Annotated in this window: 13 protein-coding genes; 7 read left to right on the top strand and 6 right to left on the bottom strand. The window is 67.5% G+C overall.

Going from position 1 to position 14,689, the window contains the following annotated elements:
- Nucleotides 1-13 precede the first annotated feature (13 nt).
- The 3 genes from AB0C34_RS12835 (at nucleotide 14) to AB0C34_RS12825 (ending at nucleotide 2,059) form a co-directional block, all read left to right on the top strand.
- Nucleotides 14-847: a sulfurtransferase gene (locus tag AB0C34_RS12835; protein WP_357070673.1), complete on the top strand. Its 834-nt coding sequence runs from the start codon at nucleotides 14-16 to the stop codon at nucleotides 845-847.
- A gap of 5 nt (nucleotides 848-852) precedes the next feature.
- Nucleotides 853-1,158, top strand: coding sequence for a DUF1416 domain-containing protein (locus tag AB0C34_RS12830; RefSeq protein ID WP_357070670.1), 306 nt, complete (start codon nucleotides 853-855; stop codon nucleotides 1,156-1,158).
- Between the two features lie 193 nt (nucleotides 1,159-1,351).
- The gene (locus AB0C34_RS12825; RefSeq protein WP_357070667.1) at nucleotides 1,352-2,059 is read left to right on the top strand and encodes an FABP family protein; all 708 of its coding nucleotides are present in this window, start codon (nucleotides 1,352-1,354) and stop codon (nucleotides 2,057-2,059) included.
- Nucleotides 2,060-2,470: 411 nt separating this feature from the next.
- Here AB0C34_RS12825 and cydC read toward each other — a convergent pair whose 3' ends face one another.
- From cydC to AB0C34_RS12800, 5 genes are all read right to left on the bottom strand, one after another.
- Nucleotides 2,471-4,312 carry a thiol reductant ABC exporter subunit CydC gene (gene cydC / locus AB0C34_RS12820; RefSeq protein WP_357071337.1) on the bottom strand — a complete coding sequence of 614 codons (1,842 nt, stop codon included), beginning with the start codon at nucleotides 4,310-4,312 and terminating at the stop codon, nucleotides 2,471-2,473.
- Nucleotides 4,313-4,485: 173 nt separating this feature from the next.
- Nucleotides 4,486-6,345 carry an ATP-binding cassette domain-containing protein gene (locus tag AB0C34_RS12815; protein WP_357070664.1) on the bottom strand — a complete coding sequence of 620 codons (1,860 nt, stop codon included), beginning with the start codon at nucleotides 6,343-6,345 and terminating at the stop codon, nucleotides 4,486-4,488.
- 4 nt (nucleotides 6,346-6,349) lie between these two features.
- Complete coding sequence (gene cydB / locus AB0C34_RS12810; RefSeq protein WP_357070661.1) at nucleotides 6,350-7,381, bottom strand: cytochrome d ubiquinol oxidase subunit II; 1,032 nt, start codon at nucleotides 7,379-7,381, stop codon at nucleotides 6,350-6,352.
- Nucleotides 7,382-7,390: 9 nt separating this feature from the next.
- On the bottom strand, nucleotides 7,391-8,872 hold the full coding sequence (locus tag AB0C34_RS12805) for a cytochrome ubiquinol oxidase subunit I (RefSeq protein ID WP_357070659.1): 1,482 nt from the start codon (nucleotides 8,870-8,872) through the stop codon (nucleotides 7,391-7,393).
- 235 nt (nucleotides 8,873-9,107) lie between these two features.
- Complete coding sequence (locus AB0C34_RS12800) at nucleotides 9,108-10,028, bottom strand: aminodeoxychorismate lyase (protein WP_357070656.1); 921 nt, start codon at nucleotides 10,026-10,028, stop codon at nucleotides 9,108-9,110.
- 184 nt (nucleotides 10,029-10,212) lie between these two features.
- Between AB0C34_RS12800 and AB0C34_RS12795 the strand changes: the two genes are divergently transcribed.
- The 4 genes from AB0C34_RS12795 (at nucleotide 10,213) to AB0C34_RS12780 (ending at nucleotide 13,468) form a co-directional block, all read left to right on the top strand.
- Nucleotides 10,213-11,328 carry a folate-binding protein gene (locus AB0C34_RS12795; protein WP_357070653.1) on the top strand — a complete coding sequence of 372 codons (1,116 nt, stop codon included), beginning with the start codon at nucleotides 10,213-10,215 and terminating at the stop codon, nucleotides 11,326-11,328.
- 88 nt (nucleotides 11,329-11,416) lie between these two features.
- Entirely contained in the window at nucleotides 11,417-12,133 is a 717-nt protein-coding gene (locus tag AB0C34_RS12790) for an MOSC domain-containing protein (RefSeq protein WP_357070650.1), read from the top strand.
- Nucleotides 12,130-13,083 carry an asparaginase gene (locus AB0C34_RS12785; RefSeq protein ID WP_357070647.1) on the top strand — a complete coding sequence of 318 codons (954 nt, stop codon included), beginning with the start codon at nucleotides 12,130-12,132 and terminating at the stop codon, nucleotides 13,081-13,083. The genes AB0C34_RS12790 and AB0C34_RS12785 overlap by 4 nt, the downstream gene beginning before the upstream one ends.
- Before the next feature lie 175 nt (nucleotides 13,084-13,258).
- Nucleotides 13,259-13,468 carry a DUF3073 domain-containing protein gene (locus tag AB0C34_RS12780; protein WP_357070644.1) on the top strand — a complete coding sequence of 70 codons (210 nt, stop codon included), beginning with the start codon at nucleotides 13,259-13,261 and terminating at the stop codon, nucleotides 13,466-13,468.
- 143 nt (nucleotides 13,469-13,611) lie between these two features.
- Here AB0C34_RS12780 and purM read toward each other — a convergent pair whose 3' ends face one another.
- Nucleotides 13,612-14,688, bottom strand: a complete 1,077-nt coding sequence (purM, locus tag AB0C34_RS12775; protein ID WP_357070641.1) for a phosphoribosylformylglycinamidine cyclo-ligase — start codon at nucleotides 14,686-14,688, stop codon at nucleotides 13,612-13,614.
- Nucleotide 14,689 lies beyond the last annotated feature (1 nt).

Raw genomic sequence — 14,689 nt, 5'->3', positions numbered from 1 at the left:
TGAAAGGAACACAATGGCTCGCTCCGATGTCCTGGTCTCCGTTGACTGGGCCGAAGAGAACCTCAACGCCCCCGGCGTCGTCTTCGTCGAGGTCGACGAGGACACCTCCGCCTACGACGGTGGTCACATCGAGGGTGCCGTCCGGCTCGACTGGAAGAAGGACCTGCAGGATCAGGTTCGTCGCGACTTCGTGAACCAGGAGCAGTTCTCTGATCTGCTCTCGGCACGCGGCATCTCGAACGACGACGAGGTCGTGCTGTACGGCGGCAACAACAACTGGTTCGCCGCGTACGCCTACTGGTACTTCAAGCTGTACGGTCACAACAACGTCAAGCTGCTCGACGGTGGGCGCAAGAAGTGGGAGCTCGAGGGCCGCCCGCTCTCGACCGCAGCCGTGAACCGCCCCGCCACCCAGTACAAGGCCGCCGCACCCGACCTGACGATCCGCGCGTTCCGGGACGAGGTCATCGCGGCCATCGGCACCAAGAACCTGGTCGACGTCCGTTCGCCCGACGAGTTCACCGGCAAGATCCTGGCTCCCGCCCACCTGCCGCAGGAGCAGAGCCAGCGTCCCGGCCACATCCCCACCGCCATCAACGTGCCGTGGAGCAAGGCCGCGAACGAGGACGGCACCTTCAAGTCCGACGCCGAACTGACCGAGATCTACACCGAAGCCGGTCTGGACGGCCAGAAGGAAACCATCGCGTACTGCCGGATCGGCGAGCGCTCCTCGCACACCTGGTTCGTGCTGCAGGAACTGCTCGGCCACCAGAATGTCAAGAACTACGACGGGAGCTGGACCGAATATGGTTCCCTCGTCGGCGCGCCGATCGAGTTGGGAGCGTAATCAATATGTGTGCAGCACCTACCCAAGGTCAGGCCATTCCGGCGGGCGTCGACGTGGAGAAGGAGACGGTCATCACCGGACGTGTCCTGAGTATCGACGGCCAGCCGGTGGGCGGCGCGTTCGTGCGTCTGCTCGACGGCAATGGTGACTTCACCGCCGAGGTCGTCGCCTCTGGGACCGGCGACTTCCGGTTCTTCGCCGCGCCTGGCGCGTGGACGGTCCGGGCACTGTCCGCGGCGGGCAACGGATCCGCGGAGGTACGCCCGGAGGGCGCCGGCATCCACGCCGTCGAGGTCGCGGTCGCCAAGTAACGCAACCGTTCGCCCGCACCCGGCCCCGGCCGCTTCTCGCTGTGACGGGAGGCACCGGGGCCGTGTGCGTGTGGCGGCACGAAGGTCGTTAGACTTCGACCGTGGTCCTCTTCTTCGAGATTCTGCTGGTGGCCGTGGCCGTGCTGATCGGCTGGTTCGGCCTCTACGTCTTCTACCGGCTGTTCACCGAGTCATGAGCGAACTCGCGAGCGAAGGTTCCGATCCGGCCGAGCGAGCGAGTGAACACATGAACGGCAACGCTCCGGCCGATGCCGCTTCACGTCGTGGTGGCGACCGGGCAGTTGCCGACGCCGCCGAACGGGCGAAAGCGACCGGCACCCGGAATATTCCGGTCCTGCCGGATCTTCCGTTACCCGAGGACACCGCCAATCTACGACTCGGACCGGATCTGAGTTCCTCGATGCTCGCACTGCTGCCGTTGGTCGGCGTGTGGCGCGGCGACGGTGAAGGCAACTCCGCCGAGCGTGGCGACTACCGCTTCGGTCAGCAGATCGTCGTCTCGCACGATGGCGGCGACTATCTCGCCTGGGATTCCCGTTCCTGGGTCATCGACGCCGATGGCAACTACGACGGCCCGGATCTGCGTGAAAGCGGCTTCTGGCGGGTCGGCAACGACGGCAACGACGAGGTCATCGAGTTGCTGCTCGCGCACAGCACCGGCATCGTCGAACTGTTCTACGGCCAAGCCCTCACCCAGTCCTCGTGGGAACTGGCCACCGACGTGGTGATCCGCAGCCAGTCCGGCGACGTCGTCGGCGGCGCCAAGCGCCTTTACGGCATCGTCGAAGGTGGCGATTTGGCTTATGTCGAGGAACGGGTCGTCGCCGACGGCCCGCTCAAACCCCGCCTCTCGGCCCGTCTCCAGCGCTACATCGGCTGAAGCGGCGCGAGCCGGCTCCGCGTTCTTGCTGTACTCCGTGCGTCCGAAACATTGTGGTCGGGCACACGGAGTAGCGCGTATCTGTGCACCCTCCCCCGGCCGCTGTTGGTCGACCGCACCGCGCTGGAAATAGATTCTCCGGGCTCCGGTGCCAGTACACGTGCCCTGTCTACAGCGCCACCGCCGAAAAGGAAACGGCCCCCGAGCCATACCTGTGCGGTGTTACTCGCACGGGTCCGGTCGGACAGACCGGGGCTCGGGGGCCGGGTGACTGCCTGGATTACGCTCAGCGCTCGCGCGGGCGAATCCACCTGCAGCGGTGGCGCTAGCGGACAGCCACCTCACGTGTCCTATGAATAACCATTCTTCGAACCACCTCCTTCCTCGTGTACCAATGAATCTAGCGAGGTGTCAGAGGCTGGGCAACGTAATTTCTCGGTGGGCGCAAACATGCGCGCCTTTGGCCGGGAAAACGGTTGTCACCAGGCCTGATGCGTCAACCTGGACGACCGCGTCGGCCCGATGATCCGGCGGCAGGTGATGTGTGACGACCACGACGATTCGATCCGGCCCGACGAGACCGCTCTCGGCGTCCAACAGGTCGCGCAGTACTTGGTCACCCGCGTCCGCCTCCAAATGCTCGGTCGGCTCGTCGAGCAGCAGTCCCCGGGCTGGTGCGACAAGGGCGCGCGCGAGCAGGATGCGGCGGCGCTGGCCACCCGAGACCGCGGCCGCTCCCCCGATCAAGTCGGTGTGCACTCCGTCCGGCAGGGCATCCAGCCAGTCGCCGAGACCGACTGCGCGCAACGCGCTTTCGGCCTCGTCCTCGACCAGATCACCACGGGCGACTCGCAGATTCTCCAAGACAGAGGTCCCGAACAGGTGCGCGTCCTCCGCGAAGAAGGTGACATCACGACGAGGGCTGCCGAACAGCCCCGCCCACGCCATCAACAAAGTCGTCTTCCCGGCGCCGCTCGGGCCGACGACCGCGATCCGCCGCCCCTCCGGCAACTCCGGCACAGCGGAAAACGTCACGGTGCCTGTCGAACTGTCCGGTGCACCAACGACCCCGGCCTGGCATCCTTCCGACAGCCGCGGAACCCTCGCCGTGTCGATTCCGCTGTTCGACCCGACGCCCGCACTCCGCGACCGGCCGGACCACAGCGAACCGATGAGCGAAACGTCGTGCGCGGTTGGTTCGCCTTCGAACCTGACCAGACGGTGCAACGCCGCGCGGGCAGTTGTCAGCGCTTGCGCGGCCGCCGGCAGCGCGGCGACCGCCTCGAACGCCGACAGCGGCAGCAGGACGAGCACCACCAGCGCCATCGGGGTCATCGCGCCCGCTGTGCCACCGTCGGGGCCGTAGCGGGTGATGCCGATCAACAGGGCGCCGAGTGCGCTGACGCCGATCGAGAGCGGCGTCGCCGCTGCCGCCCATGCGCTTCGTGTGGCCGCGGTGTCCTCCGCGGCGACCGCCCGGCGCGAGGAATCCGCGGCGGCGGCCAAGGCGACGTCGAGGCGACCCGCGACACGGAGCTCGGACGCGTGGTCGAGAACAGTCAGGGCTCGCGCGGTGAACTCGGCACGGTCCGCGCGCACGGCATGTTCGGCGTCGCGGGCCGCTCTGGCCGACCACCACGGCCCGACGAGTCCGGACAGCGCAAGCGTCCCGGCCAGAATCACCGCCGCGCCCGTCGAGATCGTGGCCAGCAGGCCGACGGCCGCAACAGCCAATACCAGCGCGACCACGACCGGCACGAACACGCGCACCACCACCGCGCCCAGATCATCGATATCGCTACCGACCCGGACCAGGAGATCACCGCGGCGCGGCGGAGTGCGACCGGCGCTGCCGGATCGGTCCGCGCCGCCGGTACGCAAGTCATCCGGAGCAGACTGATCCGCACATCCGGACAACCGGTCGGCGGCATTGCTCGAAGACACCGGCCGCAGCAGCCAGAAGTCCGACCGGGCCAGTGTTCGGTACACCGTCGTGCGCGCCGAGGTCATGGCGCGCAGCGCGACGTCGTGGGTGGCGAGGCGTTCCAGGTACCGGCACAAACCACGGGCGATGCCGAGAGCGCGGACCGTGACTACCGCGATACTCAAGTCGAGTACCGGCGGCATCTGCCAGGCGCGGGCGATCAGCCATGCCGCCAGCGCCGCGAGGCCGAGCCCACTGCCCAACGCGACCACGCCCCACGCAATCGCCACCGTGACCTGCCAGCCGGACAGCTCGAGCAGCGCCCACATCCGGCGCAGGTCACCACGCAGCGTCGTGCTCGCCTCCTGCGAGTCTGTTGTCACAGCTCGGCTTTTCCCCGTGCCGACATCCGGCCACAGCGCCAGATCCCTGTCCTTCGCATCCCTGACCTCCGCGCCGACGACACGTGCGTCACCACGGGTTTCCTGGGTGGGTGGGCCGCTCATCTCGCCACCGCCGAGTGGTCGGCACGGACGCGGACGACATGGTCGGCCGCGGCGAGCACCGCGGGGTGATGGCCGATGACAACCACCAACGCGCCCGCGCGTGCCCGCTCCCGCAGCGCGGCGAGCACAGTGGCCGCGTTCTCGGCGTCCAAGTGCGCGGTCGGCTCGTCGAGCAGCAGGATCGGTCGGTCGGTGGCAAGCACCCTGGTCAGCGCGAGGCGCTGGCGCTGGCCGAGCGACAAACCCACGCCGCCCGGCCCGACCACGGTGTCCCACCGCTCCGGCAGTTCAGCCAATATGGTGTCGAAACCGGTCGCGACACAGGTGGCTTCGAGGTCGTCGAGAACGCCGCAGGCAGGCGCGCCGAGCAGTTCGAGGTTGTCCCGCAGAGTGCCGGGCACCAGGACCGGTCGCTGCGGAAGCCACGCCACACGCGCCCACCAGCGGTCGCAATCCAGCTCGCGCACGTCGATGCCGTCGAAAGTCACCGAGCCGTGCTCCGGCGCGACGAGACCGAGGATCGCCTGCACCGCTGTCGATTTACCGCTGCCGTTCGGCCCGGCCAGCACAGTGACCAACCCAGGTCGCAAGACCGCCGACAACCCCGATGGCGCGAATCCGTTTCGCGCCAGGACCGAGAGGGCGCGCAGTTCGATCGATCCAGCCCCATCGCCCGCGGAATCGTCGGACCTTGGACCACCGGGCCGGCCGGCCGCGTCCAGCGCCGAGTCCGGTGCGGCGAATATCGTCGATCCGACCGCGCCCTCCGCCGAATCGCCCGACCCGAAACCGACAGACCTACCTGCCGCGACCGACGCCGGCCCGATCACCGCGAAAGCCCGGTCCGCAGCGGCCATTCCGTCCTGCGCGGCATGAAAACGTTCACCGACCATCCGAAGCGGCAGATACACCTCGGGAGCCAGTACGAGACAGACCAGACCCGCGTAAAGGCTCATCTCGCCGAACACCAAGCGCAGGCCGATGGAAACCGCGACAAGGGCCACACTCAACGTCGCTAGCATCTCCAGCACCATCGAGGACAGGAAGGCGAGACGCAGGGCACGCATGGTGCGCCTGCGTAGCGCGTCGCCGAGATCGCGCACGCGATGCTGCATGGTGCTTGTCCCTGGACCCGGGGCGCTGCCAGGGGAACTCGTCGAAGAGCCACCACACGTCGCCGCCTCGTGCGTACGTTCCGTCTCGCGGCCGAGCGCTCGCAACGTCGGCATGCCCGCGAACAGGTCGAGCAGTTGATCCGAAAGCCGGGTCGTCGCAGCGAGCGTGGCCTCGGCCCGCCCTTGGGTCAGTAACCCGATGAGGATCATGAACACCGGAATCAGCGGCAGCGTGAGCAGCACGATCAGGCCGGAGGTCAGGTCGTGCAGCGCGATCACCGTCAGCACGATCGGCGGGACGAGCACCGCCAGCAGTAGGGCAGGCAGGTAGCCGACAAGGTAGCCGCGCAACCCGGACAGCCCGGTACCGACGACCACCGCCAGTTCGGTTCGGCGCGTGTCGAGTTCGCGCGGGGTCAGTCGCGCGCCTGACGCGAGCACCGCGTTTTCCAGCTCCGCGACGACGCTCGCACCCGCCCGGTGCGCCAGCCTGGACTGAATCCACGTGGCCAGCGCTCGGCCCGCGATCGCCAGCGCGAGTATGGTCAATTCGGCCGTCCACGCGCCGAGGGTGCGGCGGCCTTGGTCGGTGACGACTCCGCTGAGCACCCGTCCGAGCATGACCGCCGCGACCACGATCGAGCCGGTGATCGCCAGCGACAGTGCGACGCTCAGCGCCAGGTAGTTGCGCGCCGAGCGGGCGTATCGCCACAGGCGTGGGTCGATCGGCGGGCGGGCCATGGTGTCAGTCCCGCACCGAGCCCGGCGGCAGGCCGATCGGGGCCGGGATCTGCTCGACCGTGATCCGCTTGCGGAACACCCAGTACGTCCAGCCCTGATAGATCAGCACGACAGGGGTGACGAGCACCGCCGCCCAGCTCATCACTTTCAGGGTGTAGGGGGTCGAGGACGCGTTGTGGATGGTCAGGTCGAACGCCGAATCGAGGCTCGAAGGAAGCACATTCGGAAACAGCGACCCGAACAGCAGGGCGGTGGCGGCCGCGACGGTCACCATGGTCCCGGTGAATGCCCATCCGTCGCGGTGGACGATGTCAGCCGCGGCCGCGGTGGCCGGCCCGAGCAGCATCAGCGCGAACGGAACCCAGGTCCATCCGGCGCCATAGGCCAACTGCGTCCACAGACCGAACGCGCAGACTACGGCCGCGGTCGGCGCCAGCAGTAGTCGGGCGGTATGCCGCGCGTCATCACGCACCTCCCCGCCGGTCTTGAGCACCAGGAACATCGCACCGTGCAAGGCGAACAACAGTCCGGTCGTCACACCCCCGAGCAAGGCGTACGGCCCGAAAAGATCCCACACCGAGCCCGCGAACTGCTTCTTCTCGTTCAACGGAACCCCGCGCACCACATTGGCGAACACCCAGCCCCAGGCGAGCGCCGGTATCCAGGACCCGATGCCGATGCCGAGGTCGCACCGGGCCCGCCAGCGCGCATCGTTGATCTTGCCGCGGTACTCGATGGCGCAGATGCGCAGAATCAGCGCGACGAGCACCAGCAGCAGCGCGAGGTAGAAACCGGAGAACAGGCTGGCGTACCACTCCGGGAACGCCGCGAACATCGCGCCGGCCGCGGTGATCAGCCAGACCTCGTTGCCGTCCCACACCGGCCCGATCGTGTTGAGTACCACGCGCCGTCGCGCGTCGGATCCCCGGCCGAGGATCGGCATGAGCATGCCGACGCCGAAGTCGAAGCCCTCCAACATGAAATAGCCGGTGAACAGCACGCCGATCAGCACGAACCAGAACTCTTGCACACTCATCGCCGGCTCCTAGTAAGCGAACGAAAGTTGTTCGACAGCAGGTTCTTCCACGGATCTACCGCCGGAATCACCGCCCTTGCCAGCCGACTCGGGCACCGGGTCCGGGCCGTGGATCACGTATCGGCGCATTAGGTAGAACCACACCAGCGCGAGCGCGCCGTACAACAGCGTGAGGGTGATCAGCGAGAACAGCACCGCGCCGGGCGAATGGTTCGAGACGCCCTGCTGCACGACCAGGCGCAGATTCGGATCGCCGGTCGGGTTCGGTGCGACAACCCAGGGCTGGCGGCCCATCTCGGTGAACACCCAGCCCGCACTGTTGGCCAGGAACGGCGTAGGGATGGCGAGCAGACTCAGCCAGGAGAACCAGCGCTGGTCCGGTACCCGACCGCGACGGGTGAGCCACAGCCCGGCGAGAGCCAGCAGCGCAGCGCCCGCCGACAGGCCGATCATGGCGCGGAAGGACCAGTAGGTGACGAAGAGGTTCGGCCGGTAGTCACCGACACCGAACCGCTCGTTGTATACCTTCTGTAGATCGATGACGCCGTCGAGTTGCACGCCGGTGAACGTGCCCTTGGCCAGCCATGGCAGCACATACGGCACCTCGAGCACATGCGTGACGCTGTCGCAGTTGTTGTGCGTACCGACCGTGAGCACGGAGAAGTCGGGGTCGAGTGCGTTGTGGCACAACGATTCCGCCGAAGCCATCTTCATCGGCTGCTGCTCGAACATCAGCTTGCCCTGGACGTCGCCGGTGTAGACCAGCGCGGCAAGCGATACCAGCATCACCCAGATGCCCGCCCGCGCCGCTGGTCGCCACATGCTGCGCGCCTCCACGAGCTTGCCTGCGTCCCCACCGCGCGCGTTGCGCACCATCCACCAACCCGCGATGCCCACGACGAAAGTGGCCGCGGTCAGGAAAGACCCGGCGACGACGTGCGGAAAGGCCGCCATCGTCGTGTTGTTGGTGAGCACCGCGACGATGCTGTCGAGTTCCGCGCGTCCGGTCTGCGGGTTGAACCTGGCGCCGACCGGATGCTGCATCCATGAGTTGGCGGCGATGATGAAGTACGCCGAGGCGTTGACGCCGATGGCGACCATCCAGATCGTGCCCAGGTGCACCAGTTTCGGCAGGCGAGTCCAGCCGAAGATCCACAGTCCGAGGAAGGTCGATTCCATGAAGAAGGCGACCAGGCCTTCCAAGGCGAGCGGGGCGCCGAAGACGTCACCGACGAATCGGGAGTACTCGCTCCAGTTCATCCCGAACTGGAATTCCTGCACGATGCCGGTCGCGACGCCGAGTGCGAAGTTGATCAGAAACAGCTTGCCGAAGAACTTGGTCAGCCGCAGCCAATGCTCCTTGCCGGTGATCACCCACGCCGTCTGCATGGCGGCCACCAGCGGCGCGAGACCGATGGTGAGCGGCACCAGCAGGAAGTGATAAACCGTCGTGATGCCGAACTGCCATCGGGAGATATCCAAGGCGTCCACGCCGACCTCCTGTCGATCTACGACGTTACGTAGTAAGCCTACGTCGGAGCCGACCGAAGACGACAATCCCCAGTCCGCGACACACCGGGGGGTTCGGCAGGTAGCGCCACGTTTCCCATGCACAATGCCGCCCCGTGCCCGTCCGAGTAGGACGGAGATCACGGGGCGGCGGCGTGGGCGAGGCTACTTCTACCGATCGCACCGCGGTCGGCGGCTCACCGGCGAGCGACGGCCGTCACCAGTCGCCGACGGCTCCCGCGCGCTCGATGCCACGATTCACCAGTCCGATGATCTCGTTTGCATTGTCCGGCGCGGACATCCGCAGACCGTCCAGCGAGTTCACCCGCGCCGCGAGCGAGATACTCGACAGCATCCAGACGCTGTCGCAGGTGAGTAGATCAGCGGTGAACAGCGAATCGTAGCGGCACTCCCAGCCCGCCTTCTTCGCCTCGACGAACAGAGCACGCTGCGTGACGCCGGGCAGCACGCCGTTCTTCGCCGGCGGCGTGATCAGCTGTTTGTCGCGCGCGATCACCACAGTGGACCGCGGGCCCTCCAGCACCCGATTCTCGGTGCTGGTGAAGATCACATCATCGGCGCCCATCCGCGCAGCGAACCGGAGGGCGGCCATATTGCTCGCGTAGGACAGCGTCTTTGCGCCGAGCAGCTGCCATGGCGCCGCCTGAGCGAGATCGATCGAGATCCCACGGGACAGGGAGACCACGGAAACGCCTTCGGCGCGGGCCTTCTCGACCCGATCGGGAACCGGGAGCAGCAGCACGAAGGCCGTCGGCACCGGCACCGCGGCGGCGAGATCACCGGACTTCACCTTGTCGAGCGTGCCGGACAGGTCGGATTCGCGACCGCGGGTGAGCACCAGCCGCATCAGGCCCTCACGGTCGCTGCCCCACTCCTTCGCGGCGGTCTCGACCGCCTCGCGCCATTTCCCCAATTCTGGTTCGGGCAGATCCAACGCCTGCGCGGAGCGGCGCAGTCTGCCTAGATGAAACTCGATCGCGCACGCGTTTCCCGCACGCACGAGCACCGTTTCGAAAATACCGTCACCGCGCAATACGCCGATATCGTCCGCAAATAACAACGGCGCGTCCACATCCTGGACGACGCCATCGAGTGTGACAAGAACTCGATCCACCATGGGTCGAGCGTAGGCGGTGGGAGGGAACCGCGCCTATCGCACGGCCGAGTTCGCAGAACCTTTTATTCCCGATTACCCATACCGCCACCACACGATGCTTGTCCGGTGTCGATCGACCATCCCGAAATACCGGGTCGACAGCCCAGTTCGCACACCGCGGTGCAGCCACGCCTAGAGTGGGGGGGTGTCCGTGGTCGTTGCGCCCAGCCCCATTCTCAGCGTGTCGGGAGCCGTCGCGGGAGCGCCGGGTTCACCCGATGCCGCCGTCGCATGGCACTACGGCGATCCGTTCGGTGAACAGCGCGCCGCTGTCGACCGAATAGCCGTCGTGGACCGCTCGCATCGTTTCGTGCTGCGCATCACCGGCGGCGAGCGCCTCACCTGGCTGCACACCATTTCCAGCCAACATGTCGCCGCCCTCGGCAACGGTGGTTCGGCGGAGAACCTGGACCTCGACCTGAACGGCCGGGTGCTGCACCACTTCGTGCTCACCGACCTGGACGGCACCGTATGGATCGACACCGAGGCCGAGCATGGGCCCGATCTGCTCGCGTTCCTGCAGAAGATGGTGTTCTGGGCCGAGGCCAAGCCGGTCGAGGCCACCGATCACGCCGTGCTGAGCCTGCTCGGACCGCGGGTCGCCGACCTCACCGAAGCACTCGGTGTCGCCGACCTGCCCGACGTCTACGCGGCGACGCCGCTGCCCGGCGGCGGCTTCCTACGCCGGATGCCCTGGCCCACCGCGGACTCGTTCGATCTGGTGATCCCCCGCGACCACCTACCGGACCTGTGGAGCACGCTGACCACGGCAGGCGCCGCGCCCGCGGGCATGTGGGCGTTCGAGGCGCTGCGCGTCGCGGCCGTGCGCCCCCGGATCGGACTCGACACCGACGAGCGCACCATCCCGCACGAGGCCCGCTGGATCGGCGGCGTCGCCGAGCACGGAGCAGTCCATCTCGACAAGGGCTGCTATCGCGGCCAGGAGACCGTCGCCAGGGTGCACAACCTCGGCAAGCCACCGCGGCTGCTGCTGCTGCTACATCTGGACGGCTCGGCCGACGAGCGCCCGGCCATCGGCGACGATGTCACCGCGGGCGGTCGCGCGGTCGGCCGGCTCGGCACGGTGGTCGACCACTACGAACTCGGCCCCATCGCACTCGCCCTGATCAAGCGGGCGGTCCCGGCCGACACCACGCTGTCGGTCGGCCCGGTCGCGGCGGCCATCGATCCCGATTCGGTTCCCGTCGACGACGCGTTACAGCCCGGCCGGGTCGCGGTCGACCGGCTACGCGGGCGCTGATCCACCGATGGACACCATCGACCGAAGCGGAGCGCTCGTCGGCAGCCGCACCCCCGAGCCCCGCCCGGCCTCAACCACGAGAGCGTCCATGCGAGTGGGCGACTGCGGAGAAGTCCGCGCCGTCTGTGTGGTGCATGCCGAACTGGCGGCGCCGGGCCGGGTCGGTCGAACCGCGATCGACAAGCGGCCGGTCCCGGGGCGGGTCGCGGTGCGCACACTCGGCTTGGCCGGTGACCACGTCTGCGATACCAAACACCACGGCGGCGCACATCAAGCGGTCTACGCCTACGACGACGACGACGCTGCCCGCTGGGGCGCGGAACTCGGCAGGGAACTGCCCGCGGGCTGGTTCGGCGAGAACCTGCGCCTCGCCGGACTCGCGGTCAGCGACGCGGTGATCGGCGCGCGCTGGTCCATCGGGGACACCGTGCTCGAGGTGAGCGCGCCGCGGGTGCCGTGCGCAACATTCCAGCAGTGGAGCGGAGAACAGCAGTGGGTGAAGCGGTTCACGCTGCGCAGCGACACGGGCGCCTATCTGCGGGTGCTCACCGAGGGCACGATCGGCGCCGGTGACCAGGTATCGGTGGAGTACGTCCCGACGCACGGCATCACCGTCCGCGACCTGTTCACCGGTACCGACCCCGACCTGCTCGCGATCCTGCTCGCCGACGAGCCGACCCTCTCCGACGACGTGCGCATACAGGCCGAACGGCACGCACGCAGGCATAACAACGCCGCACGGGCCGCCGAGCGCCGAGGTGCGGCGCCCGACACCGACCACCTCGGCACGGGAGCGCGACGGTGAGTGTGGAACTGGTCGAAGTCGTCCGATCCGGCTTCCGCGAGTGCGTGCACCGCGGCACGGTGGTGGTACTGGACGCCGCGAGCGAACCGAGCCTCGCGCTGGGTGCGGTGCACCTACCGATCTTTCCGCGCTCGACGAACAAGCCGATGCAGGCAATCACCTTGCTGCGCAATGGTTTCGAGCCGGTCGACGACGCCGAACTCGCCATCGCGACCGCCTCGCACTACGGCGAACCCGACCACGTCGCACTGGTGCGCAGACTGCTCGACCGCTTCGGTTTCGACGAGGACGCCCTCGCGTGTCCACCCGATCTGCCGTTGGATGAACGGGCCCGTGCCACCGTCCTCGCCGGCGCACAAGAGCCGCGCCGAATTTACATGAACTGCTCCGGCAAGCACGCCGCGATGCTTGCGACCTGCGCGATCAACGGCTGGCCCACCGAGGGCTATCTGGACCAGGCCCATCCGCTACAGCAAGCGGTCATCGCCACGGTGGCTGACCTGACCGGTGAACCGGAGGCCGATCTCGGCATAGACGGCTGCGGACTGCCGATCATTCCGGTTTCGTTGGTGAACCTGGCCCGGGTGTTCGCGACCATGGCCACGTCCGACCCCGGCTCTCCAGAACGCCGGGTGGCCGATGCCATCCGCGCCCATCCACGAGTGATTTCCGGCACGAACGGCCCCGACCTGCTCACCATGCGGGCCACCCCGGGACTGGTCTGCAAGATCGGTGCGGACGGCGTACACGCTGGTGCGCTACCGGACGGATCGGCATTCGCGTACAAGATCGAAGACGGGCATGACCGGGCCCGAATGCCGCTGACGCTGGCCATTCTGCATCGAATGGGGGTCGATTGGACCGATGCGCATACCGAGCTGGCTGCCCCGGCGGTACTCGGCGGCGGTGCGCGAGTCGGCGTGATCCGCGCGATTCCCGGGGTCGTGTAAGGATTCCGTTCGGGGCGACAACCGGGCAAACGGCACCGGTTCGGGAGATCTTCACCCACTCCTGGAAGCGAGACCGTCTGACACACGCTAAAGTGTGTGTCAGGAAGAGTATTAATTCGAACGGGGCCGCCAACCAAACCCCAGGCCGCCCCGCAGTGACGCGAGGGGGTCAGCCATGGGCCGTGGCCGGGCTAAGGCAAAGCAGACCAAGGTTGCGCGCGAGCTGAAGTACAGCTCGCCTTCGACCGACTTCACGAGCCTTCAGCGCGAGCTTTCGGGAAGCCCCAACTCCCAGCGGAGTGGTGGTGTGCTGTCCGATGAGCACGACGCGGACGACTCCTTGTCCCGCTGGGACGAGGATGACAACGACGACTGGCGCCGCTGACTCGGATTTCTGTTTGAAGGGGGAGGCCGACGGGCCTCCCCCTTCAGACGTTGTCGCGGGTTGACGGACAGCCGCCGAAGGGCTTGCAACGCACCACAGTCCCGCATCGGACGATGCGGGACTGTGGTGCGCCTTCGCTGCGGTCAGAACCGCGGGTGGTCACCCACCAAGACGGCGCGGGCGGCGTCGGCATCCTTGGCCTTCTTGACCGTGCCCAGCGTCCAGCACTCGATATGCCGTGCGGTCAGGACGGCGAGCGCTCGGTCGACATCCTCGGGGGCGACGATGGCGACCATGCCGACACCCATGTTGAACGTCTTCTCCATCTCGGCCCGCTCCACCCGGCCGCGCTGCGCGATCATCTTGAACACCGGCGCCGGATTCCAGGTGCCGCGATCCAACTCTGCCACCATGCCGGCGGGCAGCACGCGAGCCAGATTGGCCGCCAGTCCGCCGCCGGTGACGTGTGCGAAGGTGCGCACATCGGTCTCGGCGATCAGCGCGAGACAGTCCTTGGCGTAGATCCTGGTCGGCTCGAGCAACTCCTCGCCGAGTGTCCGGCCGAACTCCTCGACGTGGCCGGCGAGCGACATCCGATCGATGTCGAGCAAGACCTTGCGCGCCAGACTGTAGCCGTTCGAGTGCAGGCCGGAGGAACCCATCGCGATCACGACGTCGCCGGGACGGACCCTATCCGGGCCGAGCACCGCATCGGCCTCGACCACGCCCACGCCGGTCGCGGAGAGGTCGTAGTCTTCCGGGTCCATCAGGCCGGGGTGCTCCGCGGTCTCGCCGCCCAACAGCGCGCAACCCGCGCGCACACATCCCTCGGCGATACCGGAGACCAGCAGAGCGACCTTCTCCGGGACGACTTTGCCGATGGCGATGTAATCCTGCAGAAACAGCGGTTCCGCGCCGCACACCACGAGGTCGTCCACCACCATCGCGACCAGGTCGAGGCCGATGGTGTCATGTTTGTCCATCGCCTGCGCCACCGCGATCTTGGTGCCGACGCCGTCGGTCGAGGCGGCAAGCAAGGGCTCCCGGTAGCCACCCTTCAGCGCGAACAGTCCGGCGAAACCGCCGAGGCCGCCTTGCACCTCGGGCCGGGTCGCCTTCTTCGCCAATGGCCCGAACAACTCGACTGCGCGGTCACCTGCCTCGATGTCCACGCCGGCCGCGGCGTACGAGGCACCACCACTGGGGGTCTGTTCAGTCATT

It is taken from the genome of Nocardia sp. NPDC049220, assembly GCF_040647855.1.
Classification (GTDB): Bacteria; Actinomycetota; Actinomycetes; order Mycobacteriales; family Mycobacteriaceae; genus Nocardia.
Note: the sequence above shows the minus strand (reverse complement) of the source record. Positions and strands in the feature narration are given on the sequence as shown.

What these genes read in the sequence shown, in the direction of transcription:
- AB0C34_RS12835 (WP_357070673.1), top strand. Translation starts at nt 14, where the DNA reads ATGGCTCGCTCCGATGTCCTGGTCTCCGTTGACTGGGCCGAAGAGAAC.
- AB0C34_RS12830 (WP_357070670.1), top strand. Translation starts at nt 853, where the DNA reads ATGTGTGCAGCACCTACCCAAGGTCAGGCCATTCCGGCGGGCGTCGAC.
- AB0C34_RS12825 (WP_357070667.1), top strand. Translation starts at nt 1,352, where the DNA reads ATGAGCGAACTCGCGAGCGAAGGTTCCGATCCGGCCGAGCGAGCGAGT.
- cydC (WP_357071337.1), bottom strand. Translation starts at nt 4,312, where the DNA reads ATGTGGGCGCTGCTCGAGCTGTCCGGCTGGCAGGTCACGGTGGCGATT.
- AB0C34_RS12815 (WP_357070664.1), bottom strand. Translation starts at nt 6,345, where the DNA reads ATGGCCCGCCCGCCGATCGACCCACGCCTGTGGCGATACGCCCGCTCG.
- cydB (WP_357070661.1), bottom strand. Translation starts at nt 7,381, where the DNA reads ATGAGTGTGCAAGAGTTCTGGTTCGTGCTGATCGGCGTGCTGTTCACC.
- AB0C34_RS12800 (WP_357070656.1), bottom strand. Translation starts at nt 10,028, where the DNA reads ATGGTGGATCGAGTTCTTGTCACACTCGATGGCGTCGTCCAGGATGTG.
- AB0C34_RS12790 (WP_357070650.1), top strand. Translation starts at nt 11,417, where the DNA reads ATGCGAGTGGGCGACTGCGGAGAAGTCCGCGCCGTCTGTGTGGTGCAT.
- AB0C34_RS12780 (WP_357070644.1), top strand. Translation starts at nt 13,259, where the DNA reads ATGGGCCGTGGCCGGGCTAAGGCAAAGCAGACCAAGGTTGCGCGCGAG.
- purM (WP_357070641.1), bottom strand. Translation starts at nt 14,688, where the DNA reads ATGACTGAACAGACCCCCAGTGGTGGTGCCTCGTACGCCGCGGCCGGC.